We start from the raw sequence: 20,755 nt of genomic DNA, 5'->3' as shown, positions 1-20,755 counted from the left end.
TGTTCAACAAAAGGCATGATAAAGAGAAAAGGAAGGGATTCCCCTTCCATTTTCACCTGTAATTAAAGAACGCTCGCACGGCCTTGATAGACTGCGCCTCTGGAAGCGTCAACTGTAATATCCTGGCCATCTGTCAAAATAGATGTCGCATTTTCCAGACCCACGATAACCGGGATGCCAAGGCTTAATCCGACTACCGCCGCATGGCTAGTCAAACCGCCTTCTTCTGTAATAAGAGCAGACGCTTTTTCAAGGGATGCAATCATATCACGGTCAGTGCTTTTGGTAACAAGTACCGCACCGTCAGTCATTTTTTGCTCAGCTTCTTTTGCATTTTGTGCAACGACAACCGGACCGTAAGCTGATTTGCGTCCAATGCCTTGGCCTTTAGCGACGATATCGCCGACAGTATGAACCTTCATTAAGTTCGTAGTGCCGGACTCACCGACAGTGCCTGCTGTAATAACGATAAGATCGCCGTGTTTTACAATTCCGCTGTTCAATGATTTTTGGACAGCATCCTCAAGCATCTCATCTGTTGAGCTCGCATTTTGGCCGCTTTCCGCGAATACGCCAGATACGAGGGCAAGCTTTCTGGAAATAGAGTCATTTACAGTAACCGCAACAATCGGAGCCTGCGGACGGTATTTTGCAATCATACGTGCTGTATGGCCGCTTTCTGTCGGCGTTACGATCGCAGCAGCATTCAGGTTAATCGCCGTATGTGCGACAGATTGTCCAATTGCGTCTGTAATTGTCATGCCAACTTGATCTCTGCGTTTTGAGAGAATTTCTTTATAATTTAACGCTTCTTCAGAACGGGACGCGATGTTATGCATTGTTTGAACTGCTTCAACCGGATAACTTCCGGCAGCAGTTTCACCAGAAAGCATGATCGCATCTGTTCCGTCGAAGATCGCGTTTGCAACGTCACTTGCTTCCGCACGAGTCGGACGCGGGTTGCGCTGCATGCTGTCAAGCATTTGTGTTGCTGTAATAACAGGTTTGCCCAGCGCGTTGCATTTTTTGATCAGTTCTTTTTGCACAAGCGGCACTTCTTCAGCTGGAATTTCCACACCTAAGTCTCCGCGTGCAACCATTAAGCCGTCAGACACTTCGAGAATCGCATCGATGTTGTCAACGCCCTCTTGGTTTTCGATTTTAGGGATGATTTGAATTTCCTGAGCGTTGTGCTCTTCAAGAAGCTCACGGATTTCGAGCACATCCGTAGAACGTCGAATGAAAGATGGTGCGATGAAGTCTACTCCTTGCTCAATACCGAAAACGATGTCTCGCGCATCCTTTTCAGTAATACCCGGAAGATTGACACTTACGCCCGGTACGTTAACACCTTTTTTATTTTTGAGTGTTCCGTTGTTTAATACTTTTGTTTTGATTTCGCGTTTAGCGGCATCTACATCAAGTACCTCAAGACCGATAAGGCCGTCATCTAACAGAATCGTTGAACCTTGTTCAACGTCATGGACTAAACCTTCATATGTCACTGAAATTTTATCTGTTGTTCCTACAACCTCGTCCATTGAAATAATGAGCTCTTTGCCTGTTTCAAGCTCAATACCGCCGTTTTCCATTGTATGTGTGCGGATTTCAGGACCTTTTGTATCAAGCAGAATTCCAACGTTCTTGCCAAGTTTTTTACTTGCTTCGCGGATATTTTTAATTCTTGCACCGTGTTCCTCAAAATCTCCGTGAGAAAAGTTTAATCGAGCCACGTTCATTCCTGACTCCATTAATTTCGTAAGCATTTCAATACTTTCACTTGCCGGACCGATGGTACAAACAATTTTAGTTTTTCTCATTTGGTTCACTTCCTTCTGAAATCTTCAGCCTTCAGCTGTACATTAGATAGACAGTTCTTTTGAAAGCTGATACATGTTTTGCTCAACTGTGTGTTTTGTCTCAAGTATTTCTATAATATCATGGTCTACAAGCTTATTGTTTTGTATACCTACACAGCGTCCGCCTTTTCCTTCAAGCAGCAGTTCAACTGCATATGCGCCGAGACGGCTTGCTAACACACGGTCAGCAGCACTCGGAGAACCTCCGCGCTGGATATGGCCCAATACAGATACCCTAGTTTCAAGATTTGTTTCTTCTTCAATGCGTTTCCCGAATTCAACACCGCTGCCTACACCTTCGGCAACAATAATAATACTGTGCTTCTTGCCGCGTTCGTGGCCGCGTTTTAAGCGGGCAATGATTTCGTGCATGTCATAGTCTGCCTCAGGGATTAAGATCGATTCCGCGCCCCCTGCAAGACCGGCCCACAATGCGATATCGCCGGCATGACGGCCCATTACTTCGATTACATATGTACGTTCATGAGAAGTCGCTGTATCGCGAATCTTATCAATTGCGTCAATTACTGTATTTAAAGCTGTATCGAAACCGATTGTAAAATCAGTGCCCGGAATGTCATTATCAATTGTACCCGGTACACCTACACATGGAAACCCGTGTTCCGTTAATTTTTTCGCACCCATATATGAACCGTCTCCGCCGATAACAACAAGGCCTTCAATACCAAGCTTCTTCAAGTTTTCTATCCCTTTTTCACGGCCTTCAACTGTTTTGAATTCAGGACATCTTGCCGTATAAAGCTTAGTTCCTCCACGATGTATAATATCGCCTACTGATCCGAGTTCAAGCTTTTCAATCTTTCCGCTGATCAATCCCGCGTATCCGTTGTAAATACCGTAAACTTCAACGTCATGATAGATCGCTTTTCTGACTACTGCGCGAACTGCTGCGTTCATTCCCGGGGAATCCCCGCCGCTCGTTAATACCCCTATACGTTTCATTCTCCATTCACCTCAGCAACATATATGATTAAACATAACATGATCATTGCCCTAAAAACAATGAAAAGGGATCTCCATCCTCCCTATGAAACCTTACCTATTATACAATTAAATAAATTGTTTTTAAATAAAATTTAAGGAATGTCACAAAAAATAAACGTGAGCCAAAGGCTTCACGTTTATTTAGTTTACCCCGATATATTGATCTTCAACCGAGACTTTGCCAATTGCTTTATATTTTTCATAGCGCTGCTGAACTAATTCTTCTTCGCTCAGCTTCAGCAAAGTTTTTAACGATTGTTTAAGGGTTTCGTCCATATAGCTTGCCTGCAGCTTCACATCATGGTGCGCTCCGCCTTTTACTTCTTTAATCATATGATCTATAATACCTAATTCTTTTAAATCCGGCGCAGTGATTTTCATTGTTTCTGCTGCTTTTTTAGCAAGACTGGAGTCCTTCCATAAAAGTGCCGCGGCACCTTCCGGAGAAATAACAGAATAAGTAGAGTTTTCCAGCATATGCAAGTGATTACCTACACCCAGACCAAGGGCTCCGCCGCTTCCGCCTTCACCGATGACGATGCAGATAACAGGCACTCGAAGGCCGGCCATCTCAAACAGGTTTTTGGCAATAGCTTCACTTTGTCCTCTTTCTTCAGCTGCTCGTCCGGGGTATGCCCCCTTCGTATCAATAAAACAGATAATTGGTCTGTTAAATTTGTCAGCCTGTTTCATCAGACGAAGCGCTTTTCTGTAGCCTTCTGGATGCGGCATCCCAAAATTGCGGACTAGGTTTTCCTTCGTGTCTTTGCCGCGCTGATGCCCGATTACCGTTACAGGGAGGCCGTGGAACTTCGCAATCCCGCCGACAATGGCTTCATCGTCCCCGTACGCTCTGTCTCCGTGACATTCAAAAAAGTCGGTAAACAGGTGTTCGATATAATCAAGAGTTGTCGGACGGTCCGCCAGACGCGCGATTTGAACCCGGTCCCATGGCTTCAGATTTTTGTAAATATCATCCTGAAGCTTAGCGAGACGGTCTTCGAGCCGTTCGATTTCCGCACTTAGATCCATATCGGAATCTTGGGTGAATTTTTTTAGTTCGGCGATTTTGGTTTGCAGTTCAATCACCGGTTTTTCAAATTCTAATCTTGGAGCCACTCAATGTCACCTCCTGTTTGATGCATATCCAGCAGATTTTCTAACGTTTTTTTCATATCGTCGCGATGAATAACCGCATCAAGCTGTCCATGTTTTAATAAAAATTCAGCCGTTTGGAAGTCCTCAGGCAGTTTTTCTCCTATTGTCTGTTCAATAATCCGTCTTCCGGCAAAACCGATCAGCGCGCCAGGCTCAGCGAAATTGTAATCGCCAAGGGATGCAAAGCTTGCTGATACGCCCCCGGTAGTCGGATGCGTCATTACTGAAATAATAAGACCCTGTTCTTCACTGAACAGTTTTAACGCAGAGCTTGTCTTAGCCATCTGCATCAAACTTAATACGCCTTCCTGCATTCTAGCGCCGCCTGAAGCCGTAAAAATAATAAACGGAACTTTATCAGCTTTTGCTTTTTCAATCGCAAGCGTGATTTTTTCACCGACGACTGAACCCATGCTGCCCATTCTGAATGAAGAGTCCATGACGGCGACAACAGCCGGGTGTCCGCCGATGGTGCCCTTGCCTGTCACAACAGCCTCGTTTAAGGATGTTTTCTCGCGATCTTTTTCAAGCTTTTCCAGATATCCCGGGAAACCAAGCGGATTTTCCGAGAGCATTCCCTGATTAAATTCCTCAAAGGATTTTTCATCCATCAAGCTTTCGATACGCTGTTTTGCGTTCATTGGGAAATGATAATCGCAGTTCATGCATACCCGCATATTTTTATCCAACTCTTTAGTGAGCATGATTTTTTTACACTTAGGACATTTTGTCATAATGCCTTCCGGAACATCGTGCTTCGCTTGTTCAGATGGTACGGAAGCATACTTTTTCTTTTTCGTGAATATATCCTTTAACAAATGATTACCTCCCTTTTGTGAAGGGTTCTCTTCACCGCATGTCATCAAACAGATAGACTTGCTAATAACTTTACCGAAACTATTGTACTTTTTTTGTCAAACGCTGTCATCCTCAATTCGACAACTTTTTATTCGATGACGTGCTCGGAAAGGCTTGTATGAAATCAGATAAGGTGTTGAAACGACAAGGTTGACAGCGCATTCAAATATAATGTTAAACCCGGCTGAAATTTTTTTAAGGCTAACCCCCTAAAAAAATTTCAGCCGTCAGTTTAACTTGAGAACAGCGCGCCGGTCTCCGCCAACGCGCTGCCATTTTTTGAATGAATTAAAATTATTCACCAATAATCGTAAGTTTTCTTGTTTTTTCTGCGACTTCCTCAGGGTCAACAGTGATTCTTGCAACACCTGTTTCCATCGCAGCTTTTGCCACAGCCTTCGCAACAGCAGGCGCAACACGTTTATCAAACGGTGCAGGGATGACATAATCTGCGCTAAGCTCATCTTCTGAAACCAGTGAAGCAATGGCTTCAACCGCTGCGATTTTCATTTCCTCGTTAATATGAGTGGCACGCACATCAAGTGCTCCGCGGAAAATACCAGGGAATGCAAGAACATTGTTTACTTGGTTCGGGAAGTCAGAACGGCCAGTTCCGATAACGCTTGCTCCGGCTTCACGCGCATCTTCCGGCATGATTTCCGGATTTGGATTTGCCATTGCAAAGATAATCGGATCTTTTGCCATGCTTTGAACCATTTCTTTTGTTAACGCGCCTGCTACAGAGACACCGATAAATACGTCAGCATCAATGATGACATCTTTCAGAGAACCGTCTTTGCGATCTTGGTTCGTGAACTTCGCCACTTCATTTTTGACATCGTTCATGCCGTTCGGGCGCCCTTCATAAATGGCCCCTTTGGAATCGCACATCACAATGTCGCGAACGCCATAATGATGAAGAAGCTTGATAATCGCAATGCCAGCCGCACCCGCGCCGTTTGCGACAACTTTAATGGATGACATGGATTTTCCAGACAGTTTCAGCGCGTTCACAAGACCTGCTACGGTTACAATGGCAGTACCGTGCTGATCATCATGGAAAACCGGGATGTTTGTTTCTTTTTTGAGGCGCTCTTCAATGATAAAGCAGTTTGGCGCTGCAATATCTTCAAGGTTGACGCCGCCAAATGTCGGTTCCAGCAATTTTACAGTTTCAACGATTTTATCAACATCGTTTGTGTTTAAAGCAATCGGGAACGCATCTACGCCCGCAAAGCTTTTGAAAAGAACTGCTTTCCCTTCCATAACAGGAAGCGCCGCTTCAGGGCCGATGTTTCCAAGGCCAAGCACAGCTGTACCGTCAGTTACAACTGCTACCATGTTCCCCTTCATTGTATAATCATATACTTTGTTAATGTCTTCATGAATATCCTTACACGGTTCTGCAACACCCGGAGAATAAGCGAGGCTTAGATCTTTTGCATTTCTGACCTCTACTTTTGATTTAGACTCCAGTTTCCCCTGGTTGACTTTATGCAGGTGTAATGCTTCTTCTCTTAATGACATTCTCCTAAACACTCCTTATGGATATTTTTTGATTCGTATACTGCTGCGTTGATTGCTGCATTCTGCGGAGTAAATCTATCTGAATATTTAAACAGGATCACATAATTGCTCCAATTGTATAACAAAAAGCGAATCGTTACCACTGTTTTAAAACGACGTTTTTTTGACCCAACAGCTCTTTTAAGCGATATAACACCTGGTGATCTGCATTGATATGGAACGACTCAGGTAGCTTAATCGTCTGTTTTTGCCTTTCATAATAGAGATAAACGCCTGTTTCCCCTTTATGCTCCAGCAAAATGCGCTTAATCTTTGCCAGGATCTCCTGGCTGTGCTGACTGCTTTCTATTTTTATATAAACCGATGGCGCTTTTTCTGCATCCATATTTTCTAATAATTCTGCCCGGGACATGATGAATTGGATCTTATCTTGTCTTACTTCGCATTTCCCCGCTGTGAACAAAAGAGCGCCTTCTCTTAAAACGGGTGAAAGCTGTCTGAATTGTTCAGGGAAGACTACGGCTTCCATCTCGCCGGTTTCATCACTGAGCGTTAAAAACGCCATGTTTTGACCTGTTTTCGTCCGAATCGTTTTGATTTTCGACAGCAGAACGCCTAGTGAAAGCTGCCTTTTGACTGCCCGCTGAGCCTGCAGAATGGAGACTGCTCCTTGCGCAGTGAGCTGTTTTCGGAAGGCGGAGAGGGGATGATTTGAAAAATAAATGCCGAGCGTTTCCTTTTCAAACGCAAGTAAATCCACCAGAGGAAGCTCCTCCGTCTCCACATACTTCGGCTTAATTGAAAACGATTCATCTAAAAACAATCCCATTTGGTCATCGTCCGCGGCGAATAGCTCAGCATGTTCCAAAGCAACATCAATGGATGCGAGCAGCGTGGCCCGGTTTTGGCCGAATTCGTCCATCGCACCAGAAAAGATAAGTGCTTCAAGCATTTTGCGATTTACGCTTTTTGACGGCACGCGAAAGCAGAAATCGAAAAGATCTTCAAATGGTTTCTCTTTTCTTGCTTTATATATATCTTTGACTGCTGAGACGCCTACACTTTTTATCGCGCGGAGGCTGTATCTGACAGATCCGTTTTCAACTGTAAACGGAAAACTGCTTTTATTCACTGACGGAGGAAGGATACGAATCCCGCTCCCCTTTGCTTCGTAAAGATATTGAGAGATTTTATCCTCATTGCCAATGACGCTTGTCAGCAATCCGCACATAAAATATAACGGATAATGAGCTTTCAAATACGCAAGCTGGCACCCGATCATGCTGTATGCCACCGCATGGCTTCTGTTAAAGCCATAGTTTGCGAATTTGACGATTAAATCGTAGACCTCATTTGCAGTGTCTACAGAATACTCCTTTTTTAAGCACCCTTCAACAAAATGGCTTCGCTCTCTGTCCAGGATTTCTTTTTTCTTTTTGCTGACCGCCCTTCTCAATAGGTCCGCTTCGCCTAAAGAAAACCCCGCCATACGGGAAGCAATCATCATAATTTGTTCCTGATACACAATGACGCCATATGTATCTTCCAAAATGCTCCTTAAATCTTCATGAGGATAGTGAACAGGCGCCCGGCCGTGTTTACGGTCGATAAATAACGGAATATTTTCCATCGGACCCGGCCGGTACAGTGCATTGACCGCCACAATATCTTCTAGGCCCGAAGGTTTCAGCCGTTTCAAGACGCTTCTCATCCCTGCAGATTCAAGCTGGAAAATGCCTGTCGTATCCCCTTTTGACAGCAAGGAGAACGTTTTGTCATCGCTGTAGGAAATACTTGAAAGATCTATTTTAATATTTTCTTCTTTTTCAATCATTGAAGTGATGGATTCAATAAGTGTCAGATTCCTCAAACCTAAGAAATCCATTTTTAAAAGGCCCAAGTCTTCAAGATGGTCCATCGCGTATTGCGTTAAATAGATCCCTTCATGCCCTTCTTGAAGCGGAACAACATCGGTTAACGGTTCTTCACTCAGGACAACGCCCGCTGCGTGGGTTGATGCATGCCTTGGCAGCCCTTCTATTTTCCGGGCAATTGAATAGACTTGCTGAAGCAGGCTTGACTCCCGAAGCCGCTTATCCAGCTGCGGTGACTGCTGTCTCGCTTCATCCAGCGTCATGCCCGGTCTTGAAGGAATGAGTTTTGCAAGCTGATCTGCCTCCTTCGGGCTGACGCCGAATACTCTGCCGACGTCCCGGAGCGCCGCCTTTGCCGCAAGTGTTCCAAAGGTGATAATCTGTGCGACGTGCATTGCACCGTATTTCTGCTGAACATATTGAATGACTTCATCCCTTCTAGTATCGGGAAAGTCAATATCAATATCCGGCATGCTGACGCGTTCGGGATTTAAAAATCTTTCAAACAGAAGGTGATGCTTAATCGGGTCAACATCTGTGATATACAGCACATATGCCACAAGAGAACCTGCCGCAGAACCCCTTCCCGGTCCTGTAACAATCCCTTTTTCATGGGCGTGCTTCATAAAATCCCACACGATTAGAAAGTAATCGCTGAACTTCATCCGCTTGATGACATCAAGCTCATATTGAAGACGGCGAAGGTATCGTTCATCAGGCTTACCGAAACGGCTGCGGAGTCCCTCCATACAGATATCCGTTAAATAATCATCAGCGGACGTTCCGTCTGGGGTCGGAAAAGACGGTAGACGGGTCTGCCCGAGACTGACGTCAACCCGGCATTGTTCCGCGATCTCTACAGAAGCTTGCAGTGCCTCGGGATGCTCTCGATAAATGTTTTGCATTTCTTCGAGTGGTTTCAAATCGAGATCAGGCAAATCTTCAGCGGGTGCATCCGTCAGTTTTTCCCCCGCTTTAATCGCTTTCAGACAACGGTAGGCAGCCTTATCTTCCTTCCTTATGTAATGCACATCGCCTGTGGCCGTAACAGGGATACCCGTTTCTTCTGACAGCTTTAGAATCTGCTCAGACAAGACTTGATTCCCTTTAAAAGGCTGATAGGAGAAATAGAAAGCTCCCTTTCCGAATATAGACTGAAATTCCAGCGAGGCTTGAGCAGCCTGTTCGAACAGCCCTCCTTCAAGAAGCGTTTCAATATATCCTTTTTCGCCGGGCGTTATTGCGATAATCCCTTCTCGATAACTGTGAAGCCATTTCGGCTTCAGTCCGCCTTTTGATTTAGATTGCAGAACGCTGCTGATTTTCAGCAGGTTTTGATAGCCTGTATTTGATTTTGCCAGCAGGACGAGCGGGTATGCTTCAAGCTCGCTGTCATCCGTAAAAACAGAAGCCGTCAAACCGATTATTGGGTTGATCCCTCTCGCCTTGCAAGCTTTATAAAATTGAATAGCTCCGTACATGACATGATCATCTGTCAGCGCCAAAGACGCATATCCGAGCCTGTCAGCTTCACTGACGAGCTCTTCCACAGCCGCGGCGCTGTTTAGCAGGCTGTACCCGCTATGCACTTGCAGGTGAACAAAAGACATGCTATCACCTCTTTCTCATTACGATCCATTTCTTCCTTCATTATAAGGCCGGTTTCCAAAAGAAACAAATGTTCTTTTTTGACTCATCATCATACTTGTCCTGTAAGCTCAATATGATATAAAAGGTGAGGTGATAAAGATGGATCAGGAAGCAGGATTTATGGTGAATTTTATCAATAGCTACTTCATTGCGTTAGGGGTGCTGATCGGGGGCGCACTCATCGGAGGGCTCGGAGCATATTTGGCAGGCGAACCCCCGCTTACAGCCATTACAAAGCTTGCCAACCGGTTAAAAATATGGGCGCTTGTCGCAGCTATCGGAGGCACCTTTGATGCGGTATACAGCTTTGAACGCGGCATACTCGAAGGCAATACGAGAGATATCTTTAAACAGCTTCTTTTAATTATTTCGGCCATGGGGGGCGCGCAAAGCGGCTGGCTTATTATATCATGGCTGACCCAGGAGCATCTTTCTTCATGAGGGTCCCCCAACATTACAAAAAACCGGGATGGCAGCGTTTTTTCGCGGGAATGATGTGCGGGGCCGTAATCAGCTGGTTCTTTTTCCTGTTTACCTACGGAACATTCCAAGAGGAGCAGGTCAGCCTCATCGAAAAGCAAAAAGAGCATGTAAAAGACTTGAACAATCAAATTTCGATCTATCAGGAAGACCTCCATAAACTGAATGAAGATAATAAAAGAAAACTGCTGATTCAAAGCGTCAGCGTCAAATTGCTGAATGGAGATAAATATAAAATATCACAGCCGGATAAAACGAAATTCGAGGAGCATGTAAAGGATGATATTTCAGAGGTGATTACAAAAGACATAGAGAGCGTCTATCAAACAAAGGATCTCTTGAAGCGGACAATTGAAAATAAAGTCTATATGATCAATGAAAAAAAATACGAGGCAACCGTCAGAGAATTGATTATTTATACGAGGCTGACAGTGGAACTTGAAATATCTTTCGCCACATAATTATGGATTTTTTTTAAATTCTCCAAACTTCTGTCGCTTTTTCCCATTCTTTTTTATAAACTATATGTGAGGCTTAATGGCGAAAGGAAGGAGGAAGGGAAATGGAGGTTTACAGTGACCGTCAGTTAGCAAAAGATCAAGCAGCCCGTCTCAGACAAGGTTTTTCTGCATATGCCGAAACAAACTCACTCGCTTCCCTCATCAAAAAAGAACTTCAATCACACAATCTCCAAGTCTACGAGGACCTTACTGATTTCGGCTGCTGGTTCATCCCCGTCACAGATGAACACTAAGAGAGAGGGTCTCCCCTCTACTCGTGTTCTTTACATAATGTTTCCAGATCAGCTAAAATCCGATCAGCTTCATCCCAGCTGTAAATAGAGGCGCCTGAAGCTAACGGATGCCCTCCGCCGTTATATTTCCGGGCAAGTCCGTTAATGACAGGCCCCTTCGAACGGAATCTGACTCTGATTTGATCGTCTTCTTCTACGAAAAACACCCAGGCGCGAATACCTGAGATATTGCCGAGCGTCCCGACAAGCTGCGACGCTTCAGAAGCCGTTGTGCCGAATTTTTCAAGCGTATCCTTTTTGATGAAAACAGAAGCCGCCCCGTTTTCGGACAAAGACACATTTTGAAAGATAAAGCCATTAAGCTTCACCACATTCAGTTTTGTTTCATACAATTGATTAAATAACTCTGAGGAAGAGAATGGATACTGAATGAGCTCGCCTGCATATTTTAATGTTTTTTCCGTGGTATTCGGAAATAAAAAGCGTCCGGTATCTCCAACAATGCCGGCGTAGATCAGCTCTGCCGCTTTCGTATTCAGCTTCCAGCCGTGCTCTTTTCCTTCTAAATACAGCTCGTAAATCATTTCACTTACTGAGCTGGCGCTTGTATCGACCCAGAGAAGGTCACCGTATGGATCTTCGTTCGGATGGTGGTCGATTTTCATTAGTTTGGCGCCTGAAGGATAACGCTGATCGTCGATTCTTTCCTGATTTGCCGTATCGCAGACAATGACAAGTGCGCCTTCATATGTTTCATTGTCCACCTCATCAAGGGAATATAAGAAAGAGAGGGACGGTTCAGGCGTGCCGACCGCAAAAATATTTTTTTCAGGATATGTTTCACGCAGGATTTCCGTAAGCCCGCACTGTGATCCGTAGGCATCCGGATCAGGACGCACATGTCTATGTAAGATAATCGTGTCATATAATGATATGGTTCTGATCAATTCTGTTTTCATTTGATACTCCTTTATTGTTTTTATTCATTAAATCACATTCTCTGCCGACGGAAAAGAAAAATAACGTCAAAACCAAGCCCGTTTTTGTATAAAATGGGTTTGTAAACTTTTACGATGGAGGATTTCATTTATGCTGGTTCTTGTTTTTTTGATTGGGCTTTCCGCCTGCTTTTATGTGTACTATAAAGTAAAAGGCGTACGGGCAAAGCCATCTTTGGCAAAAGAAATATGTTCAGCAAAATCAAGCATGGCCTTAGGGTCACTAGTCCTGTTCTACGGGCTCAACCAAATGATATTATTCCATTCAGTATTAACGTTAGTAATCGGCGGTATCTTTATCGTCATAGGAGCAGGAAGCGCTTGGGCAGGTTATAAAGCCTTCAGGCATTACAATCCCCTTCACGCCAAAGAAGCTGAAAGAGATCACGCGTAAGGGGCGCCTGAACGTCCCTTAGCTTCTTTCCATCAGCTGAACCATCAGCATCGCTTTAGACACGATATGACCTTGGCTGTGCACTTCCACTTCCATTTTCCCAAACTTTCTGCCAGCCTCCAAGATGCGAGGTTTGACTTCGATGACTGATTCCATCTGCACAGGCTTCAAAAAGAAGATGGTGATGCTCTCTATGACGAGTTCGCCGCGTTTTTTCGAGCGCAAAAATCGGTTTGCCGCTTGCGTCAAAATGGTCGTAAATACGCCATAAGAAATGGTTCCAAGCTGATTTGTCATTTGCGGCGTGACTTCATACTCGTAAACCGTTTGATCTTCTTTATCATCACCCTCATCTTTAAACCCCCTTGAAACGATATCATCAAGCTTCTCCCCGACCTGCGGCTGCTTTTGAATCATTTGAAGAGCTTTCAATACGTCTTGGCGGCTGATCATGCCGATGAGTTTTTGGTGGCCGTCAGTGACGGGAAGCACTTCGATCCCTTCCCATACCATCATTTGCGCAGCTGAAGCGACAGATGTTTTCCCAATAACCGTGACGGGATTTTTGGTCATGACTTTTTCTATAGATGCATTTCGGTCATGGCCAGCAATATCTTTTGATGTCAGAATGCCATGGATTTTCATTTGATCGTCGACAACCGGGAAGCGTCCGTGCCCCGTTTCAAAATTTTTCTCATACCATTTTTCAAGTTTATCCTTAGGCGAAAGATATACCGTGCGGTCAGCAGGTGTTAGGATGTCCTCCACCAAAACAATTTCTTTTTTGATCAGCTGGTCATAAATTGCCCGGTTAATCATAGCGGCAACTGTAAAGGTGTCATAGCTCGTGGATAAAATCGGCAGTTCAAGCTCATCTGCCAGCTGCACAATGCTGTCATCCGTGTTAAAGCCCCCGGTCACCAATACGGCCGCGCCCGCTTCAAGCGCCTGCCTGTGTGCATTGATTCTGTTTCCGACAATCAAAAGATTCCCCGCTGCGGTGTAACGCATCATCGCGTCAAGCTCCATCGCGCCGATGACGAATTTATTCAATGTCTTATGGAGCCCTGCCCTGCCTCCGAGCACTTGTCCGTCTATAACATTTACAACCTCTGCATAGGTAAGCTTTTCAATGTTCTCTTTTTTCTTTTGTTCAATTCTGATTGTGCCCACACGTTCAATCGTGCTGACAAACCCTTTATTCTCTGCTTCCTTGATCGCTCTGTACGCGGTTCCTTCGCTTACTTTCATTTCCTTTGCAATTCTTCGGACAGAAATTTTTTCACCGACAGGCAGTGAATCGATATACGTTAAAATTTGTTCATGCTTCGTTGCCAAGCCTTTCACCTCTAAGGACAGTCTTCTTGTTTTTATTATAAGGTTTCAAAGGATTTATACGCAATGAGGCTGGAAAATAAAAAACCATCTCCTAGAGATGGTTCAGGCTGTCGAGAAAATCTCGACAGCCTTTATTTTTCTTTAAAATATCCATTCTTCTGTAATAAAATAAAAGAAAGACTTAAAAGGACGGTGTCTTTCTCATGTTCCACACAAGAAACTCTTCTCAAAACACAGCCGAATTTGTTCTGCTTGACCAACTCGTTGAAGAGGATCACCTGCTTCGGAAAATTGATAAACACATAGACTTCTCTTTCATCATTGAAAAGGTGAAACCTTACTACAGTGAAAACAAAGGCCGCCCCTCACTTGATCCGCTTATTTTATTTAAAATGATGTTTATCGGATACCTCTATGGTATCCGTTCAGAAAGACAGCTTGAAAAAGAAATTTACTACAATATGGCGTACAGATGGTTTCTCGGATTGAACATAAACGACCCGGTTCCACACCACTCCACCATCAGCTGGAACAGACGCACACGCTTTAAAGATACAACCATCTTCCAAGACATTTTTGATGAGATCGTTCTTCAGGCCATCAATCATGACATGGTGGGCGGACGAGTCCTATTCACCGACTCCACACACCTTAAAGCCAATGCCAACAAGCATAAATACACAAGAAAAACAATTGCGCAGGATACCCAAAACTATATCAAGGATTTAAATGAAGCCATTCAAGAGGATCGGGAGGAACACGGAAAAAAACCATTAACAGCCAAAGAGGAGGTGAAAGCTGAAAAAGAGATCCGCCACAGTACAACCGATCCGGAAAGTGGCTATCTGTATCGTGAAAACAAACCAGAAGGTTTTTTCTATTTAGATCACCGCACAACAGATATGAAATACAACATTATCACCGATGCCTACGTCACACCTGGAAATGTCCATGATTCTGTGCCTTATCTTGACCGATTAGACCACCAAATCGCACGATTTGGTTTTCAAGTAGAAGCCGTCGCCCTTGATTCCGGATATTTAACGACTCCGATCTGTAAAGGATTATCTGACCGCCAAATCTTTGGTGTCATCGCACATAGACGTTATCACCCTATCCGAGGCTTGTTTCCAAAATGGAAATTTCATTATGACAGTGAACAAGACAGATACATTTGTCCAAATCACCAAACACTTACATACTCAACAACTGACCGAAAAGGCTACCGGTCATATAAATCAAATCCTGAAATATGTTCCTCATGCCCACTGCTTGAAAACTGTACAAAATCAAAGAATCGGCAGAAAGTGATTACTCGACATGTATGGGAAGATCATAAAGAAAAGGTCAGACAAAATCGCTTGTCTGTTTCAGGAAAAAACCTCTACAAAAAAAGAAAAGAAAAAATAGAGCGAAGCTTTGCAGATTCAAAACAGCTGCATGGGCTTCGCTATTGCAGGTTGAGGGGAAAACGAAATGTGAGTGAACAAGTTCTCCTCACAGCCGCATGCCAGAACATGAAGAAGATTGCCACATACCTAGCCAAGCAGGGCTAGGCATGTGGGAGCGCTTTTTCTGCATCTGAAACCTGATGAATATCTAAAGAAACTGTATAAAACAAAAAAGCTTGTAGAAAAAACGTCGTTTTCTCTACAAGCTGAACCATCTCCTAGAGATGGTTTCACGGTTTAAAGCTCGATCGTCTCACCGACCGACATGACTTTGCCGACTCCGCCCGGCAGGCTGTCAGCGAATGCTTCTGGGTCTTGTTCGATGACCGGGAATGTATTGTAATGCACCGGCACGACCTGTTTTGCGCGCAGCCATTCAGCGGCAAGCTTGGCGTCTTCAGGCCCCATCGTAAAGTTATCGCCAATCGGCAGGAAAGCAAGGTCGATATGATTCAATTCGCCAATGAGTTTCATATCAGAGAAAAGAGCCGTATCGCCCGCGTGGAAAATCGTTTTATCTTCTACAGTCAGCAAAATACCGGCAGGCATGCCTGTGTAAGTGATCGTTTTGTTTTCTTCATCTGTGATGGCTGATCCATGAAAGGCCTGTGTAAGCTTCACTTTTCCAAAATCGAACTGGCGGGAGCCGCCAATATGCATTGGATGAACATTCAAGCCTTTCCAGCCTAAGTACACAGCGAGCTCGTTCGGGGCTATAACCAACGCGTTATTTTGCTTGGCGATTTGTTCAGTATCACCGACATGGTCATTGTGGCCGTGCGTTAGTAAGATGACATCCGCTTTTACATCCTCCGGCTTTATATCCGTTAATGAATTCCCTGTTAAAAACGGATCAAAAATAATATGATGGTCCTTCGTTTCCACTGTGATTACAGAATGTCCGTGATATGTCACTTTCATTTCTTTCACCTCGTCACATGATTTTGATTTTTTTATTTTCCCTTTTTAAAAAGCTGAAAAACTTATGTTGTTTGATTCTTGTTAATGACATTGAGGCCTCCAGTGGCTTCAATGACAGTCCCTGTCACAAGGTCTGAGTTCTCCTCACACAGGAAAGCGATAATCCGGGCGATATCCTCGCCTGTACCGGATCTTCCTATCGGCGTTTTTTCTTTGCCGATTCGCATTCTGGCTTCCTCTATCGATGCTTCTTTCATGTCGCCGACAATGTCTCCCGGGCAAACCATGTTGGAGGTTATGCCGAATTCGGCTTCTTCAATGGCAATTGTCTTCGTCAAAGAAGCCAAGCCCACTTTCGCAGCGCCAAATGCCGATCGGTGAAGCCAGCCGGGCGCGTGAGCCGCACCTTGGAATCCGTACGTAATGATGCGTCCAAATTGCTGTTTTCTCATAACAGGAATAACCGCTTTGAATAAATGAAAGACGGCGCTTAAATTTCCTTCCAGCATGCCATACCATTCATCATCAGTATAATCGGCTAACTTTTTACGTTCAAATATGTATGGTCCCGCGTTGTTAATCAAAAAGTCGATCCTTCCGAAGCGGTTTAAGGCAGCCTTTGCAATACGCAGCAGATCTTCTTTTTTGGTGACATCACCTTTTACAAATTGCAGCCGGTCAAGACAATCGGGACAGGCTTCCTTCAGGCGGCTGACTGCCTCCTCATCCTGTCTGTAATTGACTGTTACTGAATACCCCTTTGCAAGCAACGTTTCAGTCACTTTGCGGCCTAAACCCTTCGAACCGGCAGTAATTAAAGCATGTCGCACATGAATACCTCCCAAAGCAACGTCGCCGCTTTCAATAAAGTGTTTCTTCTTCTACTTTACTATAAAAGGCTTGCAATATCACTTTTTACACTTTGGCATACAAAAAAAGCTGCCTGTACAGACAGCTTATTCTGCAGGAGATGAAGACTCCTGATCAGGCATATCGACATAACCGCTTTGATATGCTTCTGAAATGAGCCTTGTTGTCTCCTGGCTTTCTTGTTCATCATAAATATAGCGTTCCGGTTCTTTTTTCATCATTCTGCCTCCCATCATTATAGAGGTAGGTTGGCTATAATGACGGGATTTTATGAAGGAAATTTTAACAAACTCCAGCTGCCACGCAAGCTTTCGCTTTTTCAAGCGCCTGCTTTACCTGTTTAAATCCGGTGCCCCCGGCGCTCATTCTTTTTTCAACTGCGTAGTAAGGGTCTAACACAGTGTAAATATCTTCTTCGAATAGTGTGCTAGCCTGCTGAAACTCGCCAATCGGCATATCGCTTAAATAGATCCCTCTTTCGATGCATGTGTACACAAGTTTCCCGACCACTTCATGCGCTTCTCTGAACGGCATTCCTTTTTTAGCTAAATAATCGGCCAGTTCCGTCGCATTTGAAAAGTCTTGTTTTGTCGCTTGCTTCATGACGTCTTTGTTTACAGTCATTGTTTGGATCATGCCTGTGAAGATTTGCAGGCTGCCTTCCACCGTTTTCACCGTGTCAAACATGCCCTCTTTGTCTTCCTGCAGATCTTTGTTGTAAGCGAGCGGAAGTCCTTTCATGATCGTAAACAGACCCATCATATCGCCGTATACGCGTCCTGTTTTGCCGCGGATCAGCTCCGCCATATCAGGGTTTTTCTTTTGCGGCATCATGCTGCTTCCTGTTGCGTACGTATCGTCAAGCTCGATGAATTTAAACTCCTGCGAGCACCATAAAATGATTTCTTCAGAGAAACGGGATAGGTGCATCATCAGCATACTGCTGTTGCTTAAAAACTCCAAAATGAAGTCTCTGTCGCTGACGCCGTCCAAGCTGTTTTCATAAATGGCATCAAAGCCGAGCAGTTCTGCTGAATAATCACGGTCAATTGGGAAGGTTGTTCCCGCGAGCGCCCCGCAGCCGAGCGGAGATTTGTTAATCCGCTTCATCGAATCCTGAAAACGCTCCTTGTCGCGCTCAAGCATCCAGAAATACGCAAGCAGATGGTGAGCGAATGAAATCGGCTGGGCGCGCTGCAGATGTGTGTAGCCCGGCAGAATCGTTTCAACGTTCGCTTCCGCCTTTTCAATCAGCGCACTTTGGAATGCCTCAATCAGCTCGATGATGTGGCCGACATGATTCTTCAAGTATAAATGCATGTCAGTCGCCACCTGGTCATTCCGACTTCTGCCGGTATGCAGCTTGCCGCCAAGAGGACCGATTTCGTCAATGAGCATTTTCTCAATGTTCAAATGAATATCCTCATAATCGACTGAGAATTCCAATGTTCCCTCCTCTGCTTTTTGCAAAAGGGTATTCAGGCCCTCTCGGATTTTCAGCTCTTCTTCTGCTGTCAGAATACCGCATTTTTTCAGCATGGCAGCATGTGCGAGAGACCCTGTAATGTCTTCAGCAACTAAATGTTGGTCAAATGATATGGACGCGCCGAACTCGTCGACCCATTTTTCCGGTGTTTTTTGAAATCGGCCTCCCCAAAGCTTCTTCATGCTTTAATCTGCTCCTTCTTTTTCACGATGCTGTTCACTTTTGTCGGAAGTCCCCAAAGCTCGATAAATCCAATTGCTGCATGGTGATCAAATGCATCGTCTTTTGTATATGTTGCAAGTTTTTCATCATATAGAGAGTATTCTGATTTACGTCCTTCTACAATTGCATGGCCTTTAAACAGCTTCACGCGGACAATGCCTGTGACATGCTTTTGCGTTTCTTTTAAGAAAGCGTGCAGCGCATCTTTTAACGGCGAGAACCATAAGCCGTTGTAAATGATCTCTGACATTTTTTGCTCGATGATCGGTTTAAAGTGGGCTACCTCTTTCACCAGTGTCAAATCTTCTAATTCTTTATGCGCTTTGATCAGTGTCATCGCACCAGGGCATTCGTATACTTCCCGGGATTTAATGCCGACGAGGCGGTTTTCCACGTGGTCGATACGTCCGACACCGTGCGCCCCCGCCATTTCATTCAGCTTCAAGATCAGCTCAGAAAGCGAGTAGGAAACACCGTCAATGGAGACAGGCACGCCCTGTTCAAATGCAATTTCAATCACTTCCGGCGTGTCCGGCGTTTTTTCCAGCGGAGCTGTTAAATCGTATGCACCTTCTGGCGGCGCCGCCCATGGATCTTCTAAAATGCCGCACTCATTGGCGCGTCCCCAGAGGTTTTGGTCGATAGAATACGGGCTGTCAAGATTGATCGGAATCGGAATGCCGCGGCTAGCCGCATATTCAATTTCTTCTTCACGTGACCACTGCCATTCGCGAACCGGCGCGATGACTTCAAGATCAGGGTTTAATGATTTAATGGAGACTTCAAAACGAACCTGGTCATTTCCTTTCCCTGTGCATCCGTGGGCAATCGCCTGTGCATCTTCTTTTTCCGCTATTTCAACCAGTTTTTTCGCGATCAGCGGTCGAGATAATGCCGAAACAAGCGGGTATTTTCCTTCATACATCGTGTGGGCCTGCAAAGAAATAAGCGCGTAGTCCTGTGCAAATTCTTCTTTTGCATCGATCACGTAGGAGTTTGTCGCGCCGACTTCAAGCGCTTTCTGCTGAACAAATGCCAAATCTTTGCCCTCACCGACATCCAGACAGCAGGCGATTACATTATATCCTTGCTCCTGAAGCCATTTTATTGCGACGGAAGTATCAAGACCTCCTGAGTATGCTAATACGACTTTTTTCTGTTCTGACATGATAAAAATCCCCTCTCAACCGTGTTTCTATTTTGTATAAAAATAAATTATATTTAATAAAAATACATTTTGTATGTATACACTTTAACAAGTACGTTTCGTTTTTTCAAGCCTTTTATAAAAAAAACTTCACCTAAATTTCAGGTGAAGTTTCGTAGTATTTATTCATTTACTTGTCTTTTCTGATTTCTCTGACCACATGTGCAAGTTCGGGAATAATCAGCTTATTCATTGCCAGCTTTACCGCGCCGCTTGAGCCTGGCGTTGAGAAAACAGCGGTATGCTGAATGACGCCGGCAGTTGCTCTCGACATGATTGCGGCAGAGCCGATATCCTCTGTATAACTCAGCATCCTGAATATTTCTCCAAAGCCGGGCAGTTCTTTCGAAAACAGCGGCGTTATGGCTTCAATTGTGACATCCCGATCTGCTATGCCTGTCCCTCCGTTTAAGAGTACCGCGTCTGTCTGTTCATCCATGCAGCCCGCAAGCACTGACCGCTGCAAAGCATCCTTTTCGTCTTTTACAATTTCATATGCGGCAATATGATGACCGGCTTCTTCTAAAAATGAGATCATCAGCTTGCCGCTTTTATCGGTTTCCTCTGTCCTCGTGTCACTGACAGTAATCACTTTGCACCGAACGATATCGGGAGCTTCTTGTTTATGCTCTTGAACGCTCATTGGCCCACCTCTTTTATGTTTTCTGTCTGTCACTATCATGCATCAACAAAAAAGCACATT

General features: G+C 44.6%; 19 protein-coding genes. 5 read left to right on the top strand and 14 right to left on the bottom strand.

Annotated elements, in window-relative coordinates; genetic code table 11:
- Positions 1–62 precede the first annotated feature (62 nt).
- The 6 genes from pyk to dnaE form a co-directional block, all read right to left on the bottom strand.
- Positions 63–1,820, bottom strand: a complete 1,758-nt coding sequence (pyk, locus tag PUN35_RS21985) for a pyruvate kinase (protein ID WP_014480544.1) — start codon at positions 1,818–1,820, stop codon at positions 63–65.
- A gap of 42 nt (positions 1,821–1,862) precedes the next feature.
- A complete protein-coding gene (gene pfkA / locus PUN35_RS21980) occupies positions 1,863–2,822 on the bottom strand; it encodes a 6-phosphofructokinase (RefSeq protein WP_003237788.1) in 960 nt (319 codons plus the stop codon).
- A gap of 183 nt (positions 2,823–3,005) precedes the next feature.
- Positions 3,006–3,983 carry an acetyl-CoA carboxylase carboxyl transferase subunit alpha gene (gene accA / locus PUN35_RS21975; RefSeq protein ID WP_003229417.1) on the bottom strand — a complete coding sequence of 326 codons (978 nt, stop codon included), beginning with the start codon at positions 3,981–3,983 and terminating at the stop codon, positions 3,006–3,008.
- A complete protein-coding gene (gene accD, locus PUN35_RS21970) occupies positions 3,968–4,840 on the bottom strand; it encodes an acetyl-CoA carboxylase, carboxyltransferase subunit beta (RefSeq protein WP_014480545.1) in 873 nt (290 codons plus the stop codon). Before accD ends, accA begins: the two co-directional genes overlap by 16 nt.
- Positions 4,841–5,174: 334 nt before the next feature.
- Positions 5,175–6,407 carry an NADP-dependent malic enzyme gene (gene maeB / locus PUN35_RS21965; RefSeq protein WP_014480546.1) on the bottom strand — a complete coding sequence of 411 codons (1,233 nt, stop codon included), beginning with the start codon at positions 6,405–6,407 and terminating at the stop codon, positions 5,175–5,177.
- Between the two features lie 136 nt (positions 6,408–6,543).
- Positions 6,544–9,891 (bottom strand): DNA polymerase III subunit alpha, encoded by a 3,348-nt coding sequence (dnaE, locus tag PUN35_RS21960; protein ID WP_014480547.1) that lies wholly within the window; start codon positions 9,889–9,891, stop codon positions 6,544–6,546.
- Between the two features lie 139 nt (positions 9,892–10,030).
- Between dnaE and ytrH the strand changes: the two genes are divergently transcribed.
- The 3 genes from ytrH (at position 10,031) to PUN35_RS21945 (ending at position 11,165) form a co-directional block, all read left to right on the top strand.
- A complete protein-coding gene (gene ytrH, locus PUN35_RS21955; protein WP_003229410.1) occupies positions 10,031–10,372 on the top strand; it encodes a sporulation membrane protein YtrH in 342 nt (113 codons plus the stop codon).
- Positions 10,369–10,872, top strand: coding sequence for a sporulation membrane protein YtrI (ytrI, locus tag PUN35_RS21950; RefSeq protein WP_003229408.1), 504 nt, complete (start codon positions 10,369–10,371; stop codon positions 10,870–10,872). The genes ytrH and ytrI overlap by 4 nt, the downstream gene beginning before the upstream one ends.
- A 101-nt stretch (positions 10,873–10,973) precedes the next feature.
- On the top strand, positions 10,974–11,165 hold the full coding sequence (locus PUN35_RS21945) for a YtzJ family protein (protein ID WP_003229407.1): 192 nt from the start codon (positions 10,974–10,976) through the stop codon (positions 11,163–11,165).
- 17 nt (positions 11,166–11,182) lie between these two features.
- On the opposite strand, the gene nrnA is transcribed toward PUN35_RS21945, so the two are convergent.
- Positions 11,183–12,124, bottom strand: coding sequence for a bifunctional oligoribonuclease/PAP phosphatase NrnA (nrnA, locus tag PUN35_RS21940; RefSeq protein ID WP_004398971.1), 942 nt, complete (start codon positions 12,122–12,124; stop codon positions 11,183–11,185).
- Positions 12,125–12,254: 130 nt separating this feature from the next.
- On the opposite strand from nrnA, the gene PUN35_RS21935 reads away from it, so the two are divergent.
- Entirely contained in the window at positions 12,255–12,557 is a 303-nt protein-coding gene (locus PUN35_RS21935) for a YtpI family protein (protein ID WP_003229401.1), read from the top strand.
- 18 nt (positions 12,558–12,575) lie between these two features.
- On the opposite strand, the gene PUN35_RS21930 is transcribed toward PUN35_RS21935, so the two are convergent.
- The gene (locus PUN35_RS21930; RefSeq protein ID WP_004398641.1) at positions 12,576–13,895 is read right to left on the bottom strand and encodes a CBS domain-containing protein; all 1,320 of its coding nucleotides are present in this window, start codon (positions 13,893–13,895) and stop codon (positions 12,576–12,578) included.
- A gap of 203 nt (positions 13,896–14,098) precedes the next feature.
- Here PUN35_RS21930 and PUN35_RS21925 point away from each other — a divergent pair, with 203 nt between their 5' ends.
- A complete protein-coding gene (locus PUN35_RS21925; RefSeq protein ID WP_014478984.1) occupies positions 14,099–15,451 on the top strand; it encodes an IS1182 family transposase in 1,353 nt (450 codons plus the stop codon).
- 132 nt (positions 15,452–15,583) lie between these two features.
- Here PUN35_RS21925 and PUN35_RS21920 read toward each other — a convergent pair whose 3' ends face one another.
- From PUN35_RS21920 to PUN35_RS21895, 6 genes are all read right to left on the bottom strand, one after another.
- Positions 15,584–16,267, bottom strand: a complete 684-nt coding sequence (locus tag PUN35_RS21920) for a metal-dependent hydrolase (protein WP_003245964.1) — start codon at positions 16,265–16,267, stop codon at positions 15,584–15,586.
- Between the two features lie 62 nt (positions 16,268–16,329).
- Positions 16,330–17,097 carry an SDR family oxidoreductase gene (locus tag PUN35_RS21915; protein ID WP_014480549.1) on the bottom strand — a complete coding sequence of 256 codons (768 nt, stop codon included), beginning with the start codon at positions 17,095–17,097 and terminating at the stop codon, positions 16,330–16,332.
- Between the two features lie 126 nt (positions 17,098–17,223).
- Positions 17,224–17,358, bottom strand: coding sequence for a hypothetical protein (locus PUN35_RS21910; protein ID WP_004399018.1), 135 nt, complete (start codon positions 17,356–17,358; stop codon positions 17,224–17,226).
- Positions 17,359–17,419: 61 nt separating this feature from the next.
- Positions 17,420–18,805: an argininosuccinate lyase gene (gene argH, locus PUN35_RS21905; protein ID WP_014480550.1), complete on the bottom strand. Its 1,386-nt coding sequence runs from the start codon at positions 18,803–18,805 to the stop codon at positions 17,420–17,422.
- On the bottom strand, positions 18,802–20,013 hold the full coding sequence (locus PUN35_RS21900) for an argininosuccinate synthase (protein WP_003229357.1): 1,212 nt from the start codon (positions 20,011–20,013) through the stop codon (positions 18,802–18,804). Before PUN35_RS21900 ends, argH begins: the two co-directional genes overlap by 4 nt.
- Before the next feature lie 169 nt (positions 20,014–20,182).
- Positions 20,183–20,695 (bottom strand): MogA/MoaB family molybdenum cofactor biosynthesis protein, encoded by a 513-nt coding sequence (locus PUN35_RS21895; RefSeq protein WP_003229354.1) that lies wholly within the window; start codon positions 20,693–20,695, stop codon positions 20,183–20,185.
- Positions 20,696–20,755 lie beyond the last annotated feature (60 nt).

It is taken from the genome of Bacillus sp. N3378-2at (assembly GCF_033412715.1).
In the GTDB taxonomy this organism is placed as follows: Bacteria; Bacillota; Bacilli; order Bacillales; family Bacillaceae; genus Bacillus; species Bacillus subtilis.
Note: the sequence above shows the minus strand (reverse complement) of the source record. Positions and strands in the feature narration are given on the sequence as shown.

Coding starts and splice junctions, on each gene's coding strand:
- pfkA (WP_003237788.1), bottom strand. CDS start 2,822: ATGAAACGTATAGGGGTATTAACGAGCGGCGGGGATTCCCCGGGAATG.
- PUN35_RS21920 (WP_003245964.1), bottom strand. CDS start 16,267: ATGAAAGTGACATATCACGGACATTCTGTAATCACAGTGGAAACGAAG.
- PUN35_RS21895 (WP_003229354.1), bottom strand. CDS start 20,695: ATGAGCGTTCAAGAGCATAAACAAGAAGCTCCCGATATCGTTCGGTGC.
- ytrH (WP_003229410.1), top strand. CDS start 10,031: ATGGATCAGGAAGCAGGATTTATGGTGAATTTTATCAATAGCTACTTC.
- PUN35_RS21910 (WP_004399018.1), bottom strand. CDS start 17,358: ATGATGAAAAAAGAACCGGAACGCTATATTTATGATGAACAAGAAAGC.
- pyk (WP_014480544.1), bottom strand. CDS start 1,820: ATGAGAAAAACTAAAATTGTTTGTACCATCGGTCCGGCAAGTGAAAGT.
- ytrI (WP_003229408.1), top strand. CDS start 10,369: ATGAGGGTCCCCCAACATTACAAAAAACCGGGATGGCAGCGTTTTTTC.
- PUN35_RS21900 (WP_003229357.1), bottom strand. CDS start 20,013: ATGTCAGAACAGAAAAAAGTCGTATTAGCATACTCAGGAGGTCTTGAT.
- PUN35_RS21925 (WP_014478984.1), top strand. CDS start 14,099: ATGTTCCACACAAGAAACTCTTCTCAAAACACAGCCGAATTTGTTCTG.
- nrnA (WP_004398971.1), bottom strand. CDS start 12,124: ATGAAAACAGAATTGATCAGAACCATATCATTATATGACACGATTATC.
- dnaE (WP_014480547.1), bottom strand. CDS start 9,891: ATGTCTTTTGTTCACCTGCAAGTGCATAGCGGGTACAGCCTGCTAAAC.
- PUN35_RS21935 (WP_003229401.1), top strand. CDS start 12,255: ATGCTGGTTCTTGTTTTTTTGATTGGGCTTTCCGCCTGCTTTTATGTG.
- PUN35_RS21945 (WP_003229407.1), top strand. CDS start 10,974: ATGGAGGTTTACAGTGACCGTCAGTTAGCAAAAGATCAAGCAGCCCGT.
- argH (WP_014480550.1), bottom strand. CDS start 18,805: ATGAAGAAGCTTTGGGGAGGCCGATTTCAAAAAACACCGGAAAAATGG.
- maeB (WP_014480546.1), bottom strand. CDS start 6,407: ATGTCATTAAGAGAAGAAGCATTACACCTGCATAAAGTCAACCAGGGG.